At 47.7% G+C, this 21,948-nt stretch carries 15 protein-coding genes; 11 read left to right on the top strand and 4 right to left on the bottom strand.

Features of this window, described 5'->3' with window-relative positions:
- Positions 1–95 precede the first annotated feature (95 nt).
- The 10 genes from uvsE to AC58U0_RS27445 all read left to right on the top strand — a co-directional run bounded on the left by uvsE (position 96) and on the right by AC58U0_RS27445 (position 12,758).
- On the top strand, positions 96–1,085 hold the full coding sequence (uvsE, locus tag AC58U0_RS27490; RefSeq protein WP_497382049.1) for a UV DNA damage repair endonuclease UvsE: 990 nt from the start codon (positions 96–98) through the stop codon (positions 1,083–1,085).
- 100 nt (positions 1,086–1,185) lie between these two features.
- Positions 1,186–1,956 (top strand): enoyl-ACP reductase FabI, encoded by a 771-nt coding sequence (gene fabI, locus AC58U0_RS27485; RefSeq protein WP_497382048.1) that lies wholly within the window; start codon positions 1,186–1,188, stop codon positions 1,954–1,956.
- A 189-nt stretch (positions 1,957–2,145) separates the two neighbouring features.
- On the top strand, positions 2,146–3,006 hold the full coding sequence (locus tag AC58U0_RS27480; protein ID WP_497382047.1) for an inositol monophosphatase family protein: 861 nt from the start codon (positions 2,146–2,148) through the stop codon (positions 3,004–3,006).
- A gap of 166 nt (positions 3,007–3,172) precedes the next feature.
- Complete coding sequence (glpK, locus tag AC58U0_RS27475) at positions 3,173–4,684, top strand: glycerol kinase GlpK (RefSeq protein WP_497382046.1); 1,512 nt, start codon at positions 3,173–3,175, stop codon at positions 4,682–4,684.
- A gap of 257 nt (positions 4,685–4,941) precedes the next feature.
- Positions 4,942–5,919 carry a sugar kinase gene (locus AC58U0_RS27470; RefSeq protein ID WP_497382045.1) on the top strand — a complete coding sequence of 326 codons (978 nt, stop codon included), beginning with the start codon at positions 4,942–4,944 and terminating at the stop codon, positions 5,917–5,919.
- A gap of 29 nt (positions 5,920–5,948) precedes the next feature.
- A complete protein-coding gene (locus tag AC58U0_RS27465) occupies positions 5,949–6,611 on the top strand; it encodes a bifunctional 2-keto-4-hydroxyglutarate aldolase/2-keto-3-deoxy-6-phosphogluconate aldolase (RefSeq protein ID WP_056833998.1) in 663 nt (220 codons plus the stop codon).
- A 65-nt stretch (positions 6,612–6,676) separates the two neighbouring features.
- Positions 6,677–7,564: a DinB family protein gene (locus AC58U0_RS27460; RefSeq protein ID WP_497382044.1), complete on the top strand. Its 888-nt coding sequence runs from the start codon at positions 6,677–6,679 to the stop codon at positions 7,562–7,564.
- Positions 7,565–7,627: 63 nt separating this feature from the next.
- Positions 7,628–7,786 carry a hypothetical protein gene (locus tag AC58U0_RS27455; RefSeq protein WP_497382043.1) on the top strand — a complete coding sequence of 53 codons (159 nt, stop codon included), beginning with the start codon at positions 7,628–7,630 and terminating at the stop codon, positions 7,784–7,786.
- A 633-nt stretch (positions 7,787–8,419) separates the two neighbouring features.
- On the top strand, positions 8,420–9,562 hold the full coding sequence (locus tag AC58U0_RS27450) for a GntR family transcriptional regulator (protein ID WP_497382042.1): 1,143 nt from the start codon (positions 8,420–8,422) through the stop codon (positions 9,560–9,562).
- Positions 9,563–9,752: 190 nt separating this feature from the next.
- A complete protein-coding gene (locus AC58U0_RS27445; protein WP_497382041.1) occupies positions 9,753–12,758 on the top strand; it encodes an alpha-mannosidase in 3,006 nt (1,001 codons plus the stop codon).
- A gap of 119 nt (positions 12,759–12,877) precedes the next feature.
- On the opposite strand, the gene AC58U0_RS27440 is transcribed toward AC58U0_RS27445, so the two are convergent.
- Together AC58U0_RS27440 and AC58U0_RS27435 are read right to left on the bottom strand one after the other, a co-directional pair.
- Positions 12,878–13,003 carry a DUF6254 family protein gene (locus AC58U0_RS27440; RefSeq protein ID WP_235549231.1) on the bottom strand — a complete coding sequence of 42 codons (126 nt, stop codon included), beginning with the start codon at positions 13,001–13,003 and terminating at the stop codon, positions 12,878–12,880.
- 146 nt (positions 13,004–13,149) lie between these two features.
- A complete protein-coding gene (locus AC58U0_RS27435) occupies positions 13,150–17,688 on the bottom strand; it encodes a glutamate synthase-related protein (RefSeq protein WP_497382134.1) in 4,539 nt (1,512 codons plus the stop codon).
- Between the two features lie 617 nt (positions 17,689–18,305).
- Between AC58U0_RS27435 and AC58U0_RS27430 the strand changes: the two genes are divergently transcribed.
- The gene (locus AC58U0_RS27430) at positions 18,306–18,551 is read left to right on the top strand and encodes a hypothetical protein (protein ID WP_497382040.1); all 246 of its coding nucleotides are present in this window, start codon (positions 18,306–18,308) and stop codon (positions 18,549–18,551) included.
- 821 nt (positions 18,552–19,372) lie between these two features.
- Here AC58U0_RS27430 and AC58U0_RS27425 read toward each other — a convergent pair.
- Positions 19,373–20,719 carry a glutamate-1-semialdehyde 2,1-aminomutase gene (locus AC58U0_RS27425; RefSeq protein WP_497382039.1) on the bottom strand — a complete coding sequence of 449 codons (1,347 nt, stop codon included), beginning with the start codon at positions 20,717–20,719 and terminating at the stop codon, positions 19,373–19,375.
- Positions 20,720–20,910: 191 nt separating this feature from the next.
- Positions 20,911–21,900, bottom strand: a complete 990-nt coding sequence (locus AC58U0_RS27420; protein WP_497382133.1) for an LCP family protein — start codon at positions 21,898–21,900, stop codon at positions 20,911–20,913.
- Positions 21,901–21,948 lie beyond the last annotated feature (48 nt).

The raw sequence follows: 21,948 nt of genomic DNA, 5'->3' as shown, positions 1-21,948 counted from the left end.
AGGAATTTTTGCATCCATCCTAACAAACGCATTCGTCCAACAGGACGATGTAAGCCGTTTATCCTTGCATACTCTTCTTGGAGGTTAACCTTTGCATGATTATTCGCCTTGGATATGTGGCTATGTCGACGGTAGTCAAGAACGCGTCCCCTTCCAAAACGATGACAGTCACGAACTTCAGCAAGCTTCTGGATCGAGATGCGGCCATTCGGAAGCTAGAGCGGCTTGGCGCCGAAAATTTGCATAATACGCTTAGATTGCTCAGGCACAACCGTGCGCATGACATCATGGTCTTTCGCTTTTCCTCCAGGCTAATCCCTCTCATTGGACATGAAATGTTAGGTGAGTGGGACCCAATTACCACCCTTGCAGCTGAATTCCAAGAGCTTGGCAGCTACGCTAAGCAGTCTGGCATGCGCGTAAGCTTTCACCCGGATCATTTCACTGTCCTGAGTACGCCAAAGGTAGATGTGCTGCAGAAATCAGTGGAGGATCTAGAACGGCATACGGCTATGCTTAACGCGATGGGGCTGGGTATGGAAGCCATGTGCAATATTCATGTAGGTGGTTCCTACGGCGATAAAGAGAAAGCGGCTAAGCGATTTATTCAGAATTTTTCCGCTCTGCGCCCTGACATTCAGAGGCGGATCACCCTTGAGAATGATGATAAAACCTTTACTGCGCAAGAGACACTTGATATTGCAGAAAAGGTGGGAGCGCCTATGGTGCTGGATATTCATCATCATGCGGTCAACAACAACGGGGAAGATGCGGCTGATCTCTGGCCGCGGATCCGACAAACGTGGTCTAGACAGGAGAGCGAGCAGTCGGAGCAGGCTGCAAACGTACTCCCACCGAAAATCCACGTTTCAAGTCCCAAAAGTGAAAGTGATCCAAGAAGTCATGCTGACTACGTGGAGGTAGGGCCTCTTTTCGCATTCCTACGTGCTATTGCGCCAGCCACGCCAAATCTCGATATCATGATTGAAGCGAAGATGAAGGATGAAGCGTTATTTCGACTCATGGAAGACCTCAAGATGCAAGAGGGAGTCAAGGTTCTCGATCAAGCCTCCATCCAGCTATAAGCATTCAGATTTAATTCTTGAATTGTTGGACAAAATGGGGTACTTTGGAGAGTGGGAATGAACGACGCACAATCCATTGTGAGAGGGGCTTCTTAATACCATGAGTCAATTGTTAACCGGAAAAAATATACTTGTAATGGGTGTTGCCAACGACCGCAGCATCGCTTGGGCTATTGCTCAATCCTTAGCGGCACAAGGAGCTAATCTTGTTTTTACGTTTGAAAATGAGCGTGTTGAAGAACGCGTTCGCAAGCTCGCAGACACGATTCCAGGCTCAACCTTGATGCCTTGCAATGTAACTGTAGATGCTGAGATCGAAACACTTGCATCCACACTTAAAGAGAAGTTCGGTGTGGTGCACGGCCTTGTACATAGTATTGCTTTTGCTAAAACTGAAGAGTTGGACGGGCTATTCGTTGACACATCGCGTGATGGTTTCGCATTAGCGCATGACATCAGCGCATACTCCCTTGTAGCGGTATCGAAACGGATTTACCCGCTGATGACAGAGGGCGGCAGCATCATGACGATGACTTACCTCGGCGCTGAGCGCGCGATGAAGAACTACAACGTCATGGGCGTTGCCAAAGCAGCGCTGGAAGCTAGCGTGCGCTACCTGGCAAATGATCTCGGTCAATTCGGCATTCGCGTCAACGGGATCTCCGCTGGCCCGATTCGTACCTTGGCTGCCAAAGGCATCAAAGACTTTAACTCCATCCTGCGCCAAGTGGAAGAGAAAGCACCGCTGCGCAAAACAACGGATACAGCTGAAGTAGGCGACACAGCAATGTTCTTGATGAGTAACCTTTCCCGCGGTATCACGGGTGAAGTTATCTATGTAGACGGTGGATATCATATCGTTGGCATTTAAACCCGCATACTAAGAAGTTCCGTATTGCCTTATGGGTGATACGGTTTTTTTACGCAAAAAACAGGCTGATTCTAGTTAAAATGTAAAATTATACGAATATTTTGGGATGAAACGCACTAGTATTTAAAACGTATAATTTACTATACTGGAGTTACCAATTAAATTAATGAAAAGAAAGAGTTGATATAAATGGTTGATAGTAGGGTTGAGCCTTTCGTGGTGGGCAGTAAGAGCTTTACAGCGGTGGCCATTAATACGGCGGCCAAGGCTGGGCAATGGATTAAGAGCAAGCTGGGGGACATTAATCGCGTGGATACGAAGTACTCCTCGCAAGATTTGGTCACTGAGGTGGATAAAGGTTCTGAGAAATTAATTCGTAATTTGATTATGACTCATTTCCCAGATCATTCCATTCTTGGTGAGGAAGGCGTGGAACCTGGACCAGCAGCTTCGGCCAAAGCACTTCAAGCGATGAGTGAAGAGGAGTATCTCTGGATCGTGGATCCGATTGATGGGACGACGAACTTCGTTCACGGCTTTCCGTTCTACTCCGTTTCGATTGCGCTGGCACATAAGGGTGAAATTATCGTAGGTGTCGTCTATGACCCTTCTCGTGATGAGCTGTTCGTCGCAGAAAAAGGGAAAGGCGCCTATATGCATGGCAATAAGACGACGGTTTCGCTCGATAGCAAGCTATCCGAGAGCTTGGTGGCAACCGGCTTTCCTGCGGACCGTGACGGCGCTCTACCGATCAATCTTAAAGGGACGCTGGCTTTGGCGCCGAAGGTAAGAAATCTTCGCTCGGGCGGATCAGCAGCGCTACATATGGCTTATGTCGCAGCAGGACGATTAAGCGGGTTCTGGGAGATTGGTCTTAGCGCATGGGATGTTGCTGCAGGCTCGTTGTTGATTCAAGAATCCGGCGGTAAAGTGAGCGATACGGCTGGGAATCCATACAAGCTTGCCGTGCGAAATGTGCTTGCTACCAATGGTCATATTCATGACGAACTTCAGCAGGAATTGGCTGGAGCGGGAGCGACAGGTTTGTAAGTTCGATTTATTGTTGACAATCAAGCTATTTAAAGTAATATAAGACTATAATTTAATTTAGCTGCGGAGCTTAGGAGAACAGCAAGTTTATTTCAAATCGTACGTTACCATGCGTGCATTTGGAATAGCTTGCTGTTTTCTTTTATATATTTTGGAGGCTGAACCCATGGAAAAGAAATATGTGCTTTCATTAGATCAAGGAACGACGAGTTCTCGTGCTATTTTATTTGATAAATCCGGTGCCATTATGGGTGTTGCTCAAAAAGAGTTTACACAAATTTACCCGAAGCCAGGTTGGGTTGAACATAACGCCGAGGAGATTTGGGAGACGCAGCTTGAGGTGCTCAAAGAAGTTTTGATCCAAAATCATGTGCATCCGCACCAAATTGCAGCTATCGGGATCACGAATCAACGCGAGACAGCGGTTGTTTGGGATAAACTTACGGGCAAACCCGTGTACAACGCAATCGTTTGGCAAAGTCGACAAACCATGGACATTTGTAATGAGCTGAAGGAACAGGGCTTTGATCCTAAAGTGCGTCAGAAAACAGGATTGCTCATTGATGCATACTTCTCAGGTACGAAAGTGAACTGGATATTGAACAACGTACAAGGTGCTAGAGAAAAAGCCGATAACGGCCAATTGTTGTTCGGCACCATTGATACTTGGCTTATTTGGAAATTGACCGATGGTAAGGTCCATGTGACGGACTATTCCAACGCATCGAGAACGATGATGTACAATATCCACGAATTGCAATGGGATCAAGAGCTGCTTAACATGCTGAATGTCCCTGTATCCATGCTGCCCGATGTGCGTCCTTCCAGTGAAGTGTACGGTGAGACATCCAAAAGTTTGTTCGAAGTTCAAATTCCGATTGCCGGAATCGCTGGTGACCAGCAAGCGGCATTGTTCGGCCAGGCTTGCTTCGAAGAAGGGATGGCCAAAAATACTTACGGCACAGGCTGTTTCATGCTTATGAACACGGGTTCCAAGGCTGTTGCTTCCCGGAACGGACTGTTGACTACGATTGCATGGGGCTTGGATGGTAAAGTGGAGTATGCGCTTGAAGGCAGCATTTTCGTTGCGGGCGCTACGATTCAGTGGCTGCGTGACGGTCTTAAACTTATTGAGAAGGCTTCTGATTCTGAGAAGCATGCAACGAATGTGGCTAGCACAGACGGCGTATATCTTGTGCCTGCTTTTGTAGGACTAGGTGCACCTTACTGGGATATGGAAGCTCAGGGCGCGATCTTTGGGTTGACGCGTGGAACGACGCAGGACCACTTTATACGTGCAGCGGTAGAATCCTTAGCTTACCAAACGAAAGATGTGCTGGAAGCAATGGAAGCTGATTCGGGCATCCAATTACAAAAGCTGGCGGTTGACGGAGGCGCAGTGGCGAACAACTTCCTGATGCAGTTCCAGGCGAATCTTTTAGGTGCAACTGTAGATCGCCCTCGTGTATTGGAAACGACAGCGCTAGGCGCAGCTTATCTGGCTGGTCTAGCTGTTGGCTACTGGGCAGGCAAGCAAGATATTATCCAGAACAAAGTGATTGAGCATACGTTCGAATCAACCATGGAATCTGCTGAGCGCGATGGGTTATATGAAGGCTGGAAAGCAGCGGTTCAAGCAACAATGGGCTACAAACAGAAGAAAGAGCAAATGGCCTAATCGAATAGATGCAAAGCATGGAGAAGAGAGTAACGATGTGGCTCTCTTTTTTCTGTGTTATTCTCGGGATGGGAGAGAAGGAGTAAGTTTGTTGAGATTACCACTCGCATGATCGAAGATCTTGGGCTCCTTCCTCGGTAAGTCAAGTCTGGTGTAAACGCTCAATATGCACTATAATATGAGGTATATCACTTATTTAAACGTTTCAATTAACTGGACACGCTCAGGCGTGATCGGGAAATGGATGGAGAGCTTCTATGATAGCAAATACACAATCGCATTCAGGTTCTGGCCCGGATATTATCACTTTTGGGGAAACGATGGCACTGCTCATGCCTTCCAGCGGCAAGGGACTGGAGTACTCATCTGAGCTTCACAGCTTGTTTGGTGGTGCTGAAAGTAATGTAGCTATTGGTATATCACGACTTGGCGGCAAGGTCGGCTGGTTCGGACGGTTAGGTAATGATCCATTAGGTCGCATGATTTTCAAAAAAATCCGTGGTGAAGGCGTCGATGTTTCACGCGCTGAGTTGACAGCAGAAGCGCCTACGGGACTGATGATGCGCGAAGTACTAATGGGCAAAACGTCTGTTTACTACTATCGTAAAAATTCAGCAGCGAGTCACATGAGTGCGAAGCATTTGGATGAGGCTTATATCGCTGGGGCCAAAATATTGCATATCACAGGCATCACTCCTGCCTTAAGCGAATCTTGTAAAGAGGCGGCTTTCGAAGCTGTTCGAATGGCTCGTAAGCATGGCGTCAAGGTCAGCTTTGATCCTAATTTGCGTTTGAAGCTTTGGAATATGGAAGAGGCACGTCCCGTGCTGTTAGAACTAGCTAAGCTGTCTGATATTTTCTTACCTGGTTTAGATGAATTGAAGCTGCTCTACCAGACAGAGGACTGGGATGTTATCGTGAGCAAGCTGCGTGAATTATCAGCGATATCCATCGTCAAAGGTGGGGAAAATGAGACGTACGTCGTAACCTCTGACAGTGTTACAGCAGTTCCTTATTTCAAAGCGGAGCATGTGGTTGATACCGTTGGAGCGGGTGATGGGTTCTGTGCGGGCTTTTTGGTTGGCTTGTTAAAAGAGTATGAATATACGGAAGCCGTACGCATCGGCAACCTTGTAGGCTCCCTGATCGTTCAGACCGAGGGAGACTGGGAAGGCGCTCCGACTTGGGAACAAGTGGATGCCGTGCTTAACGATGTTAAACATATAGAACGTTAAATGCTTGAAAAAGAAGGGTGTAGATTCTAATGAAAAAAATTAAACTTATCCAACAAATATCAAGTGAAGGTGTTGTTGCCGTTCTACGTGGCGATACGCCAGAAGAAGTCGTGGAAATGGCGGATCAAGCCATTGCCGGCGGTATTAAGGTCATCGAGGTCACAATGACCGTGCCTTTCGCGCTGCGCGCGATCGAGGAGCTCGCGAAGCGCTACTCGAGCACAGCGCAGGACGCGGCTAAGTACGCGATCATCGGGGTGGGCACAGCCCTTGACCCCGAGACGGCGCGTGCCGCGATCCTCAGCGGGGCCGAGTTCGTCGTCGGCCCATCGCTTAACCCGAAAACGGTTGAGCTCTGCAACCGTTACAGAGTGCCCGTCATGCCAGGGTGCATGACGATTCAAGAGATTCAAACGGCGCTTGAGCTCGGCGTCGATATCGTTAAGCTCTTCCCGGGCAATCTCTACTCGCCCGCGATGATTAAGGCCATTAAAGGTCCGCTGCCGCAGGCGAACATCATGCCGACCGGCGGTGTCTCGCTGAGCAACCTCGGTGAGTGGATCCAGGCCGGCGCCGTTGCCGTCGGCATCGGTTCTGATTTGACTAGCGAAGCCGTCAAAACCCGTAACTACAGCCTTGTTGCTGACAAGGCAGCTCAATATATCGAGGCCTACAAAGCGGCCAAGAAGTAGGAAATCCGTACGCTCCGTCGAAATGATGACGGAGCGTATTTTTTTGATGAAAGGAAAAGAAAACTATGAATCATGGCAAAGCGAGGCTGCTGCTGCAGGTCGATAATCTTCAGAAGTCGGTGTCTTTTTATACAAGACAGCTTGGTTGGGAATTGGTGGAGGCAACTCCTGCTGCGGGCCATGCAGCGTTGCTTCGCATTTGGTTGAACGATGAAGTTGTTTTGGTACAGAGAGGTCAGCTAACCAAGCTGGAACATGAAGTACTAGAGGCTTACCTAACTCGTTGGTTGCAGCCAAAGCCTTTCAGTCCGCAAGCGGGGGATCTCGTTTATATAGGAGTTAGCTCCGTTAACGAAGTGGAAAAAAGCTTACAAGTTAACGGATGGAATGAGCTGAGAAAAGAAGAAGAAGAGGGGCATATTCGTAAGGTTTTTGTTCCCGTCGTTGATGGGTATACCTTCGTTTTCTGGGAGGAACTATTTGCTTCTGACGATGAAATTATGAAGATGTACGCTGAAGGAATAGACGAGTTGGAATGTGCTGTAGATGGCTTGTCTGAAGAGCAGCTCGATTTAACGGAAGCACCAGGTAAATGGTCGATTCGTGAACAGGTGCTGCACCTGATTGATTTGGAATTAGTCACGATTCACAAAGTGAAATTTGCCCTAGCAGAGCCGGGTCGTACCTACCAAGGAAATCGTTTTTCGCAGGACGATTGGAGTGTTAGTCTTCATTATGCGGCGAGGCCAATTACAAACGAAGTGCAGATGTTTCGTAGTTTGAGACAGCATATTCTTGGATTGTGTGAACATTTGCCTGGTGCGCTTGAACGGACAGTTATAACTACAAATAATCGCGAAGAGTCCGTTGCAAGATTGCTCAAAATGATGGCGGGACATGCTAGGCACCATGTACGGGCGGTGGAGCGAATTCGTGAACTTCACGGATGTTAATTTCGGTTACGGCATTCTATAAAAACGAAGAAAAACCCAATCTGGCGAAGGGGGTAGAGTTCAATGTCGTACTCATCTATGACGGTTCCTGTCATCAGTACGGGCAGAAAACGAACGCAAGCTGTTCTACACCGCTTGCACCCGGGCTATGCACGAGTTATGTATATTTTCGCTAAGCAAGCTAACAGCGTTTGTTGGGGAACATCTAACGGATGCATATGAGTTAGTTTAAAGTGACTTTGCAGTCTTACCTCTATTGGTGACTTTGCAGCCCTTACCTCTTTTGGAACTATGAAAGGGGTGAGGTTATGTTCTTTGTGAGGTATCTTAAATTGGGATCAATCGTCATATATGCTCAATAAAGGTTGCGGGATGAATGAATCCATATTACGGTTGAATGATGTTGTAGAAAGTGCAACAATTGCTGCCTAAATCACGCCTTTCTCCCTTCGTTGTTGCATAATGTACAACAATTTGGTCCTATATAGGCCATTTCGCACCAATTGGACTCGGAATGTTGTACAGAGTGCAACAACAAGTTGCAAAATAGCCTTTGGGCGTGTGAATTGTTGCGGAAAATACAACAATTCCGACCCAAAGCAATTTTTTACCATGGAAAATGAGCTTCAGATAATAAATAACTCTTCTGCAGGATGCAGAAGGGTCATTTTATCAAATCTCACAAACGATATATACTATATAACAAATTATAATATCTGAATAGAGTATCTAAATTTCTTTTTATCCTACGGGGTTTTGACAGAAATGGTTTGGAAATGCTTAAGGCAATATGCTATATTTGATATGAGATCTTTATAACTATATATGAGAGTAATCTTGGAGGCTTGTAGTAGGATGAGCACAGACAGGGAACCGCTATATATTCAGATTCAAAACCATTTTAAAGAACTGATCAGCTCTAGAAAATTGCAAGAAGACGACAAGATTCCGACCGAGAAGGAAATTCTCGAACAGTTTAATGTAAGCCGGATCACGGTGGCCAACGCGTTGAATGAGCTTGCTCGGGAAGGTTGGATTTACCGCATTCCGGGTAGGGGGACCTTTGTTAAGGGTATTCCAGAAACTTATATTCCAACTGCGAAGATAGTTGCCGTTCAAACGCCGTCAGTTAATCACTCGGAACGTCCGAAGATCGGGCTTATTTTTCCATTCGTTGATGATTTTTTTGCTATCCGGTTGATCCGGGGCATTACTTCCGTTCTTGAGAATAGCGGCTACGCGCTGCTAATGATGTTCTCTTTCAATTCAAAAGAGCGGGAAAAGGAAATCATTCGGGATTTGAAAGATAAAGTAGCTGGCCTGATCATTTTTCCAGTGGATGCGGAAGTCTATAATGAGGAAATCATTACACTTAAAATGACGGACTATCCTTTTGTCCTCATTGACAGATATTTGCCTGGCGTGGAGACGAACACAGTTTATTCCGACAGCGCGCTGGCAGCTAAACTGGCCGTGGATCACTTGTGGGGCCTCGGTCACCGCAACATCGCAATTTGTTCCGATTCACCTCAACCCACGGTATCCGTGGAAGATCGGGTGAATGGCTACATCAGTGCACTCAGGGATAAAGGCGAGATGATCAACCCGGCGTTATTCTTGACGGATTTTGCATCCCCGCTCTCATCTGTTAATGAGGAGCACCCTTTGTATCGGTTTATCAAGAACCGGATGGCAACCGCATACATAGCGCTGAACGGAAACCTAGGTGTACATATTTTGTCCATCGCCAAGCGTGAAGGGCTCCGCGTGCCGGAAGATTTGTCCATCGTGACCTTTGATAATCCGAGTCCGATGATGGATGAGCTAAGTCTGTTCACATATATTGACCAAAACGAGGGCGAAATAGGGGCTAGGGCTGGAGAACTGATTATGGACACTATAAAAGGGAATCGAACTCAACTTAAAAATAGCAGAGTGGTCTTGGAGCCGAAATTGGTTATCAAACAGACATCGGGTCCAGTACTTCCGCAAGAATAAGAGAACGAATGAGACTGATCGTTGGCATTGCAGCCGAGGTCAGTTTTTTTGCTTTTATTTTCTTCTTAAAACATTGAAATAATTGATATATATGATATATTTATTAGTGTTATATAGTTATAAGCAAACCAAGGCGTATAACATTAAACATTATCTTCATACATAATGATCGAAGGACGGTGCAGCCTATATGCCATACACCCCAATAAAGCTGGAAACCCTTAAGCAAACGCTAAATCGAATCGAAAATCATATTTACCTGCCGGCAGCTCCTCTTTCGGCCATCGCATACGTAACGAAGGAGCCCGTAACCTTCGAGCAAAGAATGTCGGGACAGTGTCTTGAAGTTCGCCCGGGCGAGAAGTGGGGAGAGCTGTGGGATTGCGCCTGGTTTCATTTCCAGGGTCAAGTACCGCCAGAGGCTGCGGGAAATAAGGTCGTGCTGCTGATCGATGTCAACGGAGAACTATGCCTTGTCGATGAGGAAGGAACACCGACGCAAGGGCTCACAAATGTGAACTCAGAGTTTGATTTAACGCTTGGCTTGCCTGGCAAACGGGTCGTGCAGGTCGTATCTACCGCAACGGGGGAAGAAGTTATCGACCTTTGGGCTGACGCTGGCAATAACGATTTGTTTGGGCGTTTCCGGAGCGGAACGCTGAAAGAGGCTCAAATAGCCATCTGCAGCGAGGAAACGAGACAGCTATTTTACGATTATGAGGTGCTGCTCGATCTGGCCAAGCATCTAGAGGATCAATCAGCAAGAAGAGCACGTATCCTTCAGGCCCTTTATGACGTTCATCTATTGCTCAGGGATATGTCGGATGAGAACGTGGCGCAGGCTAGACGTATTCTGGCTCCGTCATTAAGCAAGCAGGGCGGGGATCCAACACTGACGGCTACCGCAATTGGACACGCGCATATCGATTTGGCGTGGCTGTGGCCTATTCGTGAGACTTACCGCAAAGGGGCTCGGACTTTTGCCACTGCACTGCGGATGATGGAGCAGTATCCCGATTATGTATTCGGAGCCAGTCAGCCTCAATTATACGAGTGGATCAAGCAGCAGCATCCCAAATTATATGCAGAGGTCAAGCAGCGCATTGCAGAAGGTCGCTGGGAGGTTCAAGGAGCCATGTGGGTGGAGCCGGATTCCAATCTTGCGGGAGGAGAAGCGCTTGTTAGGCAAATCCTCTTGGGGAAACGTTTTTTCCAGCAGGAATTCGGTCAAGATATGAAGATGCTGTGGGTTCCAGACATTTTTGGTTATTCGGCTAGCTTGCCGCAGCTTCTGCAGAAGTCTGGGGTAGATTATGTGATGACGCAGAAGCTGTCTTGGAACGTTCATAATGATCATCCGCATCATACGTTTTTCTGGGAAGGACTGGACGGAAGCCGTGTGTTGACGCATTTGCCGCCAGAAGATACCTACAATGGCCCTGCGCTGCCAAGGTCGATTCTCAAAGCCGAAAGGGATTACTTGGATAAAAACGTATCCGACCATTGCCTTGTCGTGTTCGGAATCGGAGACGGCGGCGGCGGACCAGGAGAAGAGCACTTAGAGCGCCTTCAGCGCGAGCAAAATCTACAAGGGCTTATCCCGGTGAAACAGGAGCCTGCCCTGAACTTTTTTGAGAAGCTGGCTGTGAATAAAGGGAAGTATAAGACGTGGAAAGGTGAGCTCTACCTAGAAAAGCACCAAGGGACGTTCACCAGTCAGGCTCGCAATAAACGATATAACCGGAAAATTGAGAAGGCGTTGAGAGAGCTGGAATTCGCTGCTTCGCTTCATTTCGCGTACGGCAACGAATATCCGTCCGAGGAGCTTGAAACGATCTGGAAGGAAGTGCTGTTGTACCAATTCCACGATATTTTGCCTGGTTCTTCTATTAAGCGTGTATTCGATGAATCCCTTGCACGATACGAAATTTTACTAGCTAGAGTATCGGAGTTAACGGATCAAATGTACCGCGGCTTTGCATCCTCCATAGGGACGCAGGGAGCAGTACGTCCGATGGTCATCTTCAACTCCCTTCCATGGGAGCGACGCGAATGGATGCAGTTGGACAATCAATGGATCCAGGTAACGATTCCTGCAATGGGTTATCAGGTTATAGATTCGGCTGCTTTATCTCCTGTATCATCATTCGAAGTAACGTCAATGAGCGATACACTAGAGAACGAGTTGATCGAGATCGCGTTTGGTGCGGACGGAAGCATTCTTTCGATCTTGGATAAAGAGTTGGGTCGTGAAGTAATCGCTGCCGGTGAAGCGGGGAACGTGTTATCCATTTATCATGATGATGGCGATGCTTGGGATTTCCCTGAAGATTATGCGGGAACGAAGCCTGCGCAGATGAAGCTTGTGCAATCGAAGGCTTACGTCAACGGACCCAAAGCAGTGGTTGAGCAGGAGTATCACTACGGCAAGTCAGTACTCACACAGAAAGTTATTCTGACGGCGGGCAGCAAACGAATCGATTTTGAAACGGATGTCGACTGGCAGGAAGATAGCAAAATGCTGCGAGCGTCTTTCCCAGTCAACGTGTATGCCGATCAAGTGAATTGCGAAATTCAATTTGGTCATCTCAAAAGACAGACTCACCGAAATACGTTGTGGGATTACGCTAAGGACGAAATTTGCGCTCATCAATGGATCGATCTTTCCCAACCGGACTTTGGTGTCGCTCTTTTGAACGATTGCAAGTATGGTTATAGTGTTAAAGGCAACGTTATGGATATTAACTTACTTCGCAGTCCATCGTACCCCGATCCAACTTGCGACAGGGCGCGCCATCAGTTCGTATACGCCATATTGCCGCATGAAGGGGATTTCATAGAGGCGGAAGTCTACAAGCAAGGCTATGAATTAAATGCTCCGATATCCGCGGTCCTAACCAGTGCAGAAGAAAGCAGACTGCCGAAGAAGTATTCCGGTTTTGAGATTGAAGGCGCCAAAGTCATGATGGAAGCGGTGAAAAAAGCGGAGGACGAAGACGCTCTCGTAGTTCGCCTTTACGAAACGTCGGGAGCGAATGGTCATATCAAGCTTTCGGTTCATCTTCCTCACCGAGAGGCAGTGCTAGCAGATTTGATGGAAAACCCATTAGAGCCGCTGAGCGGCGATGAAGGACAATACCAGCTTTCCTTTACTCCGTTCGAGATTAAAACCGTACTCATTCGCTTGCTACATTAAGTGCCGAGCTAGCTCTTCCTAATATATCGATACCAAAGAGCCCGATAACCGCGTTTCACTAGAAACGAGATGACCGGGTTCTTTGTGTTGGTCCCTCTTTCGACGGAGAGGGGAGTTACTTACTTCTTGTGTTCCGCTTCATATTCACTGGCGAATTCCTCCAGAGACTTCACCTTACCATGTGGATGTTGAGCTTGTTTGCGGCTTTTCCATGCTGCTTCATCGCGGCGTTTCGAGTGGCTCATAGCTAAAAACCTCCTATGGTATGCGGATGGGTGCTGCACTAATAAAATGCGATGGTTGAGCTTATTTTATGCACCCGATGCAAACTCTTTCCATGAAAAAAAGCTCCACAAGACCAGCGAAGGTCCTGTGGAGCTTTTTGGATGATCTATTCCGTAGCAACGGATTGGTCAGCTTGCATGTTGACCGGGGAGATACGGATGAAGTTAGCTTCAAGATTGCTTAGCAAACCTTCGATTTTTGCAGCTGCATCGGATTGACCGGATTTAGCAAGCTCAGCGTGGTAAGCTGTGAGCAATTCAGTAAGATCTTTTTTACTTTGTACACCAATGGTCTCAAGTTTAACTTTCGCGCCTTTGGCAATACGACGTTCGATTGCTGCTTGATCTAGACCCATTTCTGGAACAAGACGTTGGTAGATCACGCCGCCTGTCATACCTGCGCAAATCCATGGACCTGGATCGCCCATAACCACGGCACGGCCGTTAGTCATGTACTCGAACGCGAAGCCTTTGAGGTTCGCACGAGCGGCAAGTCCGCCAAGCTCATCACGAAGTGGAGTTGTAATCTCTCCGCCGAATACAACGTCTGCACCGGAGAAACGGATACAAGCACGTGTATCTGCGCTGCCTTGAATCAAGAATAAGCCTTTTTGTGCGCCGTAACCAAACGATTTACCAACGCTGCCGTTGATGAAGGTATTGTTTTTGCCAAGTGATTTAACAATCGCAACTTTACCACCGAAGGCCATTTTACCAAGACCATCCTCAGCGCCGCCGTGAACAGTAATGTCTACGCCGCGAGCATTGAAGGCAGCCAGACCGTTTCCTGGTACGGAACCGTCGATCAAGTTCAGCGCAACTGGTGGCAATTCATCGTAGCTGCCGTCGAAACGATCTCTTACGCGATGGCTGGAGTAACGAGCTCCCAGAATACGGGACTCGGCATCCACTTTGGACCAGTTGCGTACGATTGGAGCATCAAGAGCCAAAGATTCTGGGAAGAATTCTAGACCTTCTGCACCTGCGGCGATACGGATATCGGATGATACAGCCGCTTCTTCCCTTGCTCTTTCAGCATCAGAGATGAACTGAAGCGGAGCCGGACGAAGAATGTCAGATAGATCGATGTGCTCCAAGTGGCTGATTTGCTCAAGCAAGTCAGAACGGCCTACGAGATCTTGTAAGCTGTTGAAACCAAGGGAGGCAACAACTTCGCGCACTTCTTCACCAATACCGCCAAATAAACGAACCAAGCTGTCTACAGCTACGTCGAATTGACGAGGTACGAAACGGCGAAGACCTTTTTCTTCCGCTTCTTCCATGGAATCGATTTGTGTAGCAATACCAACATGACAAGTATCTAAATGACAGCCGCGGCAAGTTGTACAGCCGATCGATTGCATCGCGATACTACCGAAACCTGCACGGTTTGCACCGAGCATAACCATTTTAACAACGTCAGAACCTGATTTCAGACCGCCATCGGACCACAGCTCAACGCGGTGACGAAGACCAGCTTCAATCAAAGCAACGTGAGCAAGCTTCGTGCCGATCTCCGTAGGAAGGCCAACGTGCGTCAAGGAGTGAATACGAGCAGCACCTGTACCGCCGTCAAAACCGGAAAGCGTGATAACGTCAGCTCCTGCTTTCGCTACACCAACCGCAATCGTACCGATACCTGGTACAACCGGGATTTTAACAATAATTTTCGCTTTGCGACCGCTACCTTCTTTAAGCTCGGAAATGATTTGCGCCAAATCCTCGATCGAGTAGATATCATGGTTGTTAGAAGGAGAAATCAGGTCAGAACCAATGGTTGCGTTACGAGCAGCAGCAATTTTCGCTGTTACTTTGGATCCTGGCAAGTGACCGCCTTCACCCGGTTTAGCCCCTTGACCGATTTTGATCTCAAGGAAAGCAACCGCGTTAGCTAGTTCTACGTTAACACCGAAACGTCCGGATGCGACTTGCGCACCGCGTGTTTTTTTGTAACGGCCGAGCATATCTTTAATCTCTCCGCCCTCGCCGTTCATGGTAACCATGTTCAGGCGTTCGCCGGCTTCAGCGTAGGCACGAAAAGCTGTTTCATTTTGTGAACCGAATGACATCGAAGAAATCAACATCGGCAAGGAATGACCGCCAATGGAGATATCAACTTGCGACGGATCGAGTGCCTTACGGCCTTCGCTCAGTGCTTTGTTAATGTTGAATCCAGCAATGTGACGAATGGAAATCGGGTTCTTCTTCTCTTCTTCACGCAGTTTGTCGCGGTAGTCGCTATAAGGAGCAGCGCCTGAAGCGGCGTCGCCTAATGCTTTCCACATACGTTGGAAGAAGCGGAAGTTTTTCGCTGCTTTTGCTTTTGGATTTGTAAAGTCTGTATAACGTAATTCAGCATCAGCTTCGAGCTGGGCAAAGCCAGTTCCCGCTTTTTCGCTGCCGAGGTAGTTCACGATATCTAATACTTCAGCAACTTCTGGGTGGAAGCCGATGGAAGAGAAGAAACGTGTGTAACCGCGAAGCTCATGTGTACCGATTGTGGAAATAACTTTCTCAAGACCTTTAGTCAGTGCTGCATACACTTTACGTGCTGCTGCAGCATTGCCTTCTTTATCAGAAGCTGTTGAGAACAACAGGTATGGTGAGATAACGTCTGCGCCAAGACCGCAAGCTACAGCGATATCATGCAAGCTGCGAATTGCAGCGGAACGCAGGATCAAAGTAACATGGCGGCGCAAGTTGTCGCCGAAACCAAGCTTCTCCGCACGAAGTGCGATATCGATTTTGGAAACGGCAAGATGCGGCTCAAGCCACAAACGGTCATTTTGATGAGCTTCTGCATCGTCAAGAACGATCAGTGCAGCGCCATTGCGGGCAGCAGCGATAGCAGCAGCAGCTAGAGCGTCCAAGCCATCACTCAGAGAAGTTCCGCGAGCGAAAGTACTGGAAAGCACGGCTACAGCGTTATCTCCTTGTGCACGGAACAGAGCCAACAATTGCTCATAAGAAGGTTGGGACAAATGCTCTTCGCTATCTACGCCATTCGTACCTTCGAGTACAAGTGGAGCTAGAAGCTCAAGACGCAGGTTGTTATCTACTTGAGCATAAACAGGAGTACGAGTACCGGCGATGATACGTGTGGAGAAATGCTCCATCTCACGGTCACGGTCAATCGCTGGGTTCGTAACAACCGCTACGCTTTCTTTAATAAAGTCAGGCACGTTCTGGCGTTCCCAAGCAAGAGCAGCGTGAGGTGAATCGTGACCCAGGGAGCGGATAGGCTCTGCACCTGTTTCAGACATTGTTTCGATGTGTTGAATACCGTCACGATCCCAACCAAATGCACTATACAATTGGTCAGTCGCTACAATGTTCTCATTAAGCTCTGCTTGAGTATCTGTTGGGACATGATTCAGATATTTGCGAAGTCCGCCAATATTGAGACGTTTGCTTGCGCGCTCGTACACTAGTGTTTGCACTTCATGGTAAGGAATAACTTGAACGTGTTCGCCTGGTGTCAGTACAACACCCACTTTTTCACCTGGTGCAATTGGTTTCGGATCAGCAACCATTTCGCCAACCGTAATAACACCCTGCTCCGAGGAGAAGTATAAGGAAGAATCGCTCTCAACCATCCATACTGGACGAAGACCAAGCGCATCCACGCTGAAAATACATTCGTTGCCATAACGAGAAACGATACCAGCAGGACCTTGTGCAAAATGGCCCCATACTTGGCGGTAGTACACATATAAATCTTGAAGTTCCGGACGGAACTGTTTCATTTCATTAATAATAGGAGGGAATACCATTTCCATCGCTTCGAAAAGGGACAATCCAAAACGGTGAATGAACGTTTCAATCGTTCTGTTCATATCTTGAGAGTCAGAACCGCCGCTTACGAGCGGAACACCAACCATGTCTGCTTCGATACGAAGTTTCTTAATCGTGTTGATTTCACCATTATGCCCGAGCAGCGAGAACGGTTGTACACGGAAGAAGCTGGACAAGGTGTTAGTGGAATAACGGTTGTGACCGATTGTAACTTGGGAAGCAAATAAAGCATCACACGTATCTTTGAAGTATTTAGGAAGAATGCTTGCAGCTCCTAAAACTTTGTATGCAGATGTTACATTGCTTAGTGTAGCAACGTGAACGTTATATTTATCTTCAATAGCAATGTGCAATTCAAAAAGGTGATCGGCCACTTGGCCTTCTGTTTTATTGCTAATCGCTGCGATTTGCCAGAAAGTTGGCTCATCGTTCAAGCCGTTAGGGCCTAAAACGCTGCTATCGACTTGATTCTCTTGCTCAAGAATGATGGAAACATCATGGGCAGCAAAGAGCTCACGAATGCCATTCTGGATTTCGGTAACGGTCAGGTCAAGCTTGCGTGGAACAAAGATATGTCCAACAGAAAAACGGTTGTCGTAGGCAAGCTTGCCTTCAAGACCCGCATCTGTTAATTTCTTTTCCCAAAGAGCGCGTGGAATATCCGTTAAAATCCCGCAACCATCGCCTTCACCGTTAATAAAACCCGAACGATGTTCCATTTTTACAAGGGCTTCAATCGTTTTTTGGATGTTATCACGGGAAGGGTGACCATTCTTTTCAATAATACAAATAATACCGCAGCTGTCGTGTTCGGTTCCTAGTAGATCTTGAAAACGGCCTTCATTACGCATCAATTCATTCATCGCTCTGGTCAGTCGCCTGACCGTCACCTCCCATACATATTTAAACTCCTCTTGCACTACGCTTCTTGCATTCTGCATTGATGAGCCCGCAACCCTAGCATTTTCAAGGAATTACCCACAAAGGAGGCAAAACCGAAATATGCAAGAATGTGAATAAAAATGCAATATTATTGAATAGCATACCAATTTCAAGGAAATAATCCCCTCAAAATGAGGCTCTAATCGACCTGTAATAAAGTAAGGCATCACACACAAAAATCGGCAAAGAATTTGTAAATCATGCCCTAACTTTCTAGGAAAATACTGCGAAAACAAGACATTTCGCGAAAAGGGTAAAAGTAATCTTAGAATAGCATGAAAAAGATCATCCGACAATAGTTGCAGATCGAAATCACAAATGTAAGCGTTACCTTTTTTGCATACTGGTGAATAAAACCATATTTCTCATGGCATGGGGCACTGTTAAAATACGAACGAACTACAATCCATATAGGATCATAGTTCGTTTCTGGGACATGTAGTGGTATAAGTTGGAGCTGTTTAGGCTTGTTAAAGTGGTTGAGTTTGTGAGAATGATGACGAAGAGCAATGGCAGGAGCATGAGCATGAGGACAGGGCAAAAGCTAGAGCAGGAACGAGAGCAAGGGCGGAGCAAGAGCAAGAGCAAGAAGACAGGGCAAGAGCAAGAGCAAGAGCAGGAACGAGAGCAAAGGGCGGAGCGAGAGCAGGAACAGGAGCAAAGCGAGAGCGATGGCAAGGGCAAGGGCAGGAGCAAGAGCAAGAGAAGGAGTGGAGCATCTATCAGGGAATCTAGTGGTTCTAATGGAGAAAATCCAATGGAAGTGCTCTAAAAAGAGGGGAATCTCAGATTTCATTGGATATTCTCCAATGAAATCTGAGATTTTAAGGTGTTTAAGTCGATTTTATTGTATTTTGTCCAATGGAGATTGGGGTGGGTTGCTGCTGTACGGTAGTTCGACCTAGTTTGCGTAACCCGAAATAGGTTACCATTAAACCAAACACCAAATCTGTAATCACTCATAGCACCTAACTAGTAGTATCTAAGCCGTAATAACTCATAGCACCTAACTGGTAGCATCTAAGCCGTAATCACTCATAGCACTTAACTAGTAGCATCTAAGCCGTAATCACTCATAGCACCTAACTAGTAGCATCTAAGCCGTAATCACTCATAGCACCTAACTAGTAGCATCAAACCCGTAATCACTCATAGCAATTAGCTAGTAGCATCTAGCCTGTAATAACTCGTAGCACACTAACTTGTAGCATCTAACCGTAAAAACTCATAGCACCTAACTAGTAGCATCTAAGCCGTAATCACTCATAGCACCTAACAAGTAATATCTAACCTGAAATCAATCATAGCACTTAACTAGTAACATTTAAACCGTAATAACTCATAGCACATAACTAGTAACATCTAAGCCGTAATCACTCATAGCACCAAACTAGTAGCATCTAACCTGAAATCAATCATAGCACTTAACTAGTAACATTTAACCTGTAATAACTCATAGCACCAAACTAGTAGCATCTAACCCGTAATAACTCATAGCACTTAACTAGTAACATTTAACCCTTCTACCAGACCGTAACACCTAACCTCTAACCTCAAACCAAAACCCGAAACAGATACACAAGAGAAGTCATCTTAGCGCATTTTCATGGTTTTGAAAGCTTGGTCAACGGCATCGAGCGTCTGAGCGATGTCGTCATCCGTATGGGCGATGGTCATGAACCACGCCTCGTATTTGGAAGGAGCGAGATTAATGCCTTGCTCCAGCATAAGTCGGAAGAAATCAGCGAAGCGTTCGCCGTCGGTATCCTGTGCTTCGTCATAGTTCGTGACGGGATGGTCACAGAAGTGGGTGGAGAAGGCGCCGCCGATGCGATTGAGCGTCAAGGCGATGCCATGCCTTGCGGCGGATTCTGCGATGCCGCCGGCAAGTGTTGAGCCAAGCTGCTCGAGCTTGGCGTAGACTCCAGCCTGCTGGAGCACCTCCAAGCAGGCGATGCCGGCCGAGATGGAGGCGGGGTTCCCCGCCATCGTGCCGGCTTGATAAGCAGGTCCGAGCGGAGCGACCTGCTCCATCACGGCCTTGCGGCCCCCGTAGGCACCGATCGGCAGCCCGCCGCCGATCACTTTGCCGAGGGCCGTAAGGTCCGGCTCCACAGCGGCGAAGCGCGCCGCCGCCTCGGAAGTGCCGCCCTCCACGAGTGGGAGGCCGGGGTAGGTCTGTGCCGCTCCGTAATGGAAGCGGAACGCCGTGATGACCTCGTCGTAGATGACGAGGGCACCGTGTCTGCGAGCAGCTGCGCAGAGCTGCTCGAGGTAGCCGGCATGGGGCATGACCATGCCGAAGTTGCCGACGATGGGCTCCACCATCACCGCGGCGATCTCTTCCCCCCAACGCGCAAGCGCGGCTTCGAGTGCCGGAATGTCGTTGAACGGCACCGTAATGACCTCTTGCGCGATGCTCGCAGGCACGCCTGCGCTGTCCGGCGTGCCTAGTGTGGACGGCCCGGAGCCGGCCGCCACAAGCACGAGATCCGAGTGGCCGTGGTAGCACCCGGCAAACTTAATGATCTTGGTGCGCTTCGTGAAGGCGCGCGCCACGCGAATCGTCGTCATCACGGCCTCTGTGCCGGAGTTGACGAAGCGTACTTTGTCGAGCGAAGGAATCGCCGACTTCAGCATCTTGGCGAACTCGATTTCGAGTTCGGTCGGGGTCCCGTACAGCGTGCCGTTCTGAGCGGCGCGGCAAATCGCCTCGGTCACGTGCGGATGCGCGTGACCGGTAATGATAGGACCGTAGGCGGCGAGGTAGTCAATGAAGCGATTCCCGTCTACATCCCAGAAGTGTGCGCCTTGCGCTCGCTTCATGAAGACGGGCGCGCCGCCGCCGACGGCTTTGAATGAGCGGGAAGGGCTGTTGACCCCGCCGACGATATGTTTCAGTGCTTCTTGATATAACTGTGCGGATTGTTTACGTTCCATTAGAGAAATCATTCCTTTACGTAATGTAGTCGTATATTCTTTTATTTATGTAGTCGTTTATCGTCTTACAAAAAGCCCCTACTCGAAGGGCGCTAAGCCCTCTAGCCAAGTAGAGGCATACAATGTCAATTGATAATTAACTTCGCTCCATCCCAGAGCATCATCAGTCGATACTCATCTGCAACGCTTCATCACTTCGTCGCCTTCACCGAAGACTTCGGTGAAGGCGAAGACGATGGCTTCGTAGGACCAGAGTCGGCCTCAGCCTTTCCTGCAAAAAGGTCTTTCACATAAAGCTGCAGCTTCTCTTTGTTCGCCGTAATGACAGCAGCGCCGCGTACGTTTTTCTCGATCAGCAGATCGGTTGGCGGCAATTGCGAGCTGACGATTCCGTCAGCTTTCGCCTCAAAACCAAGACCACCAAGCTTCAGCATATCCGTCACACTGAGGTTCGTATCGATATAAGGATCGATGGCATTTAGAATTCTTGGCAGCTTAATTAAGGAAGAAGTTGTTTGCATTTTTTGTGCCACCGCAGTTAGGAACTTCCTCTGACGTTCTGTACGTGAGAAATCGGACAAAGCATCGTGTCGAAAGCGTACATACTGCAAAGCGGTTTTGCCATCGAGATGCTGAAGCCCTTTTTTCAAATTAATATCATAGACATGATCATCTTCGGAGTCCGAATATTTCATATCTTTTTCAACGTCAATATCAATCCCGCCAACAGCATCAATAAGTGCAATGAATCCTTTAAAGTCGGTATAAACATAGTATTGAACAGGGATGCCGAGCAAATCGCTCACCGTTTTCATCGCTAAATTCGGTCCGCCTGATGTAATGGCTGTGTTAATACGATCTTCGCCTTCGCCTGGGATCTTCACATAGGTATCTCGAAGGATCGAGAATAGGTGAGCCTTTTTGGTTACGGGATCAATCGAAGCTAGCATTATACTGTCTGAGCGGGGCAGCTCATTCTTCGTCATCCCACGCGAGTCTCCGCCTAGAAGCAAAATGTTGACTCGCTGTTTGCCTTCCCATTTAGGCGGGATAAATTTATCCCCTTTATCTTTAATATTCTGGGCAATCATGGTGCCGCTGCCTTGTGGATTGTCCGATTTATGGGAGATATTGTTCGCGAAATTATAGAAAGAATAAGAATAATAACCAGCTACTACCATAAGCAGCAAGCCAATCAGGAGCAAGGTTCGTTTTATGATTCTCAAGGT

The sequence above is a fragment of the Paenibacillus sp. J31P190 genome (assembly GCF_059692075.1).
The sequence above is the reverse complement of the archived record's forward strand: the minus strand, read 5'-3'. Positions and strand labels throughout refer to the sequence as shown.

Bases quoted from the DNA above. Each gene is read 5' to 3' on its own strand.
- AC58U0_RS27420 (WP_497382133.1), bottom strand. From the start codon at position 21,900: ATGGTAGTAGCTGGTTATTATTCTTATTCTTTCTATAATTTCGCGAAC.
- AC58U0_RS27465 (WP_056833998.1), top strand. From the start codon at position 5,949: ATGAAAAAAATTAAACTTATCCAACAAATATCAAGTGAAGGTGTTGTT.
- glpK (WP_497382046.1), top strand. From the start codon at position 3,173: ATGGAAAAGAAATATGTGCTTTCATTAGATCAAGGAACGACGAGTTCT.
- AC58U0_RS27430 (WP_497382040.1), top strand. From the start codon at position 18,306: ATGAGGACAGGGCAAAAGCTAGAGCAGGAACGAGAGCAAGGGCGGAGC.
- AC58U0_RS27445 (WP_497382041.1), top strand. From the start codon at position 9,753: ATGCCATACACCCCAATAAAGCTGGAAACCCTTAAGCAAACGCTAAAT.
- fabI (WP_497382048.1), top strand. From the start codon at position 1,186: ATGAGTCAATTGTTAACCGGAAAAAATATACTTGTAATGGGTGTTGCC.
- AC58U0_RS27460 (WP_497382044.1), top strand. From the start codon at position 6,677: ATGAATCATGGCAAAGCGAGGCTGCTGCTGCAGGTCGATAATCTTCAG.
- AC58U0_RS27425 (WP_497382039.1), bottom strand. From the start codon at position 20,719: ATGGAACGTAAACAATCCGCACAGTTATATCAAGAAGCACTGAAACAT.
- AC58U0_RS27440 (WP_235549231.1), bottom strand. From the start codon at position 13,003: ATGAGCCACTCGAAACGCCGCGATGAAGCAGCATGGAAAAGCCGCAAA.
- uvsE (WP_497382049.1), top strand. From the start codon at position 96: ATGATTATTCGCCTTGGATATGTGGCTATGTCGACGGTAGTCAAGAAC.
- AC58U0_RS27470 (WP_497382045.1), top strand. From the start codon at position 4,942: ATGATAGCAAATACACAATCGCATTCAGGTTCTGGCCCGGATATTATC.
- AC58U0_RS27455 (WP_497382043.1), top strand. From the start codon at position 7,628: ATGTCGTACTCATCTATGACGGTTCCTGTCATCAGTACGGGCAGAAAA.
- AC58U0_RS27450 (WP_497382042.1), top strand. From the start codon at position 8,420: ATGAGCACAGACAGGGAACCGCTATATATTCAGATTCAAAACCATTTT.
- AC58U0_RS27435 (WP_497382134.1), bottom strand. From the start codon at position 17,688: ATGCGTAATGAAGGCCGTTTTCAAGATCTACTAGGAACCGAACACGAC.
- AC58U0_RS27480 (WP_497382047.1), top strand. From the start codon at position 2,146: ATGGTTGATAGTAGGGTTGAGCCTTTCGTGGTGGGCAGTAAGAGCTTT.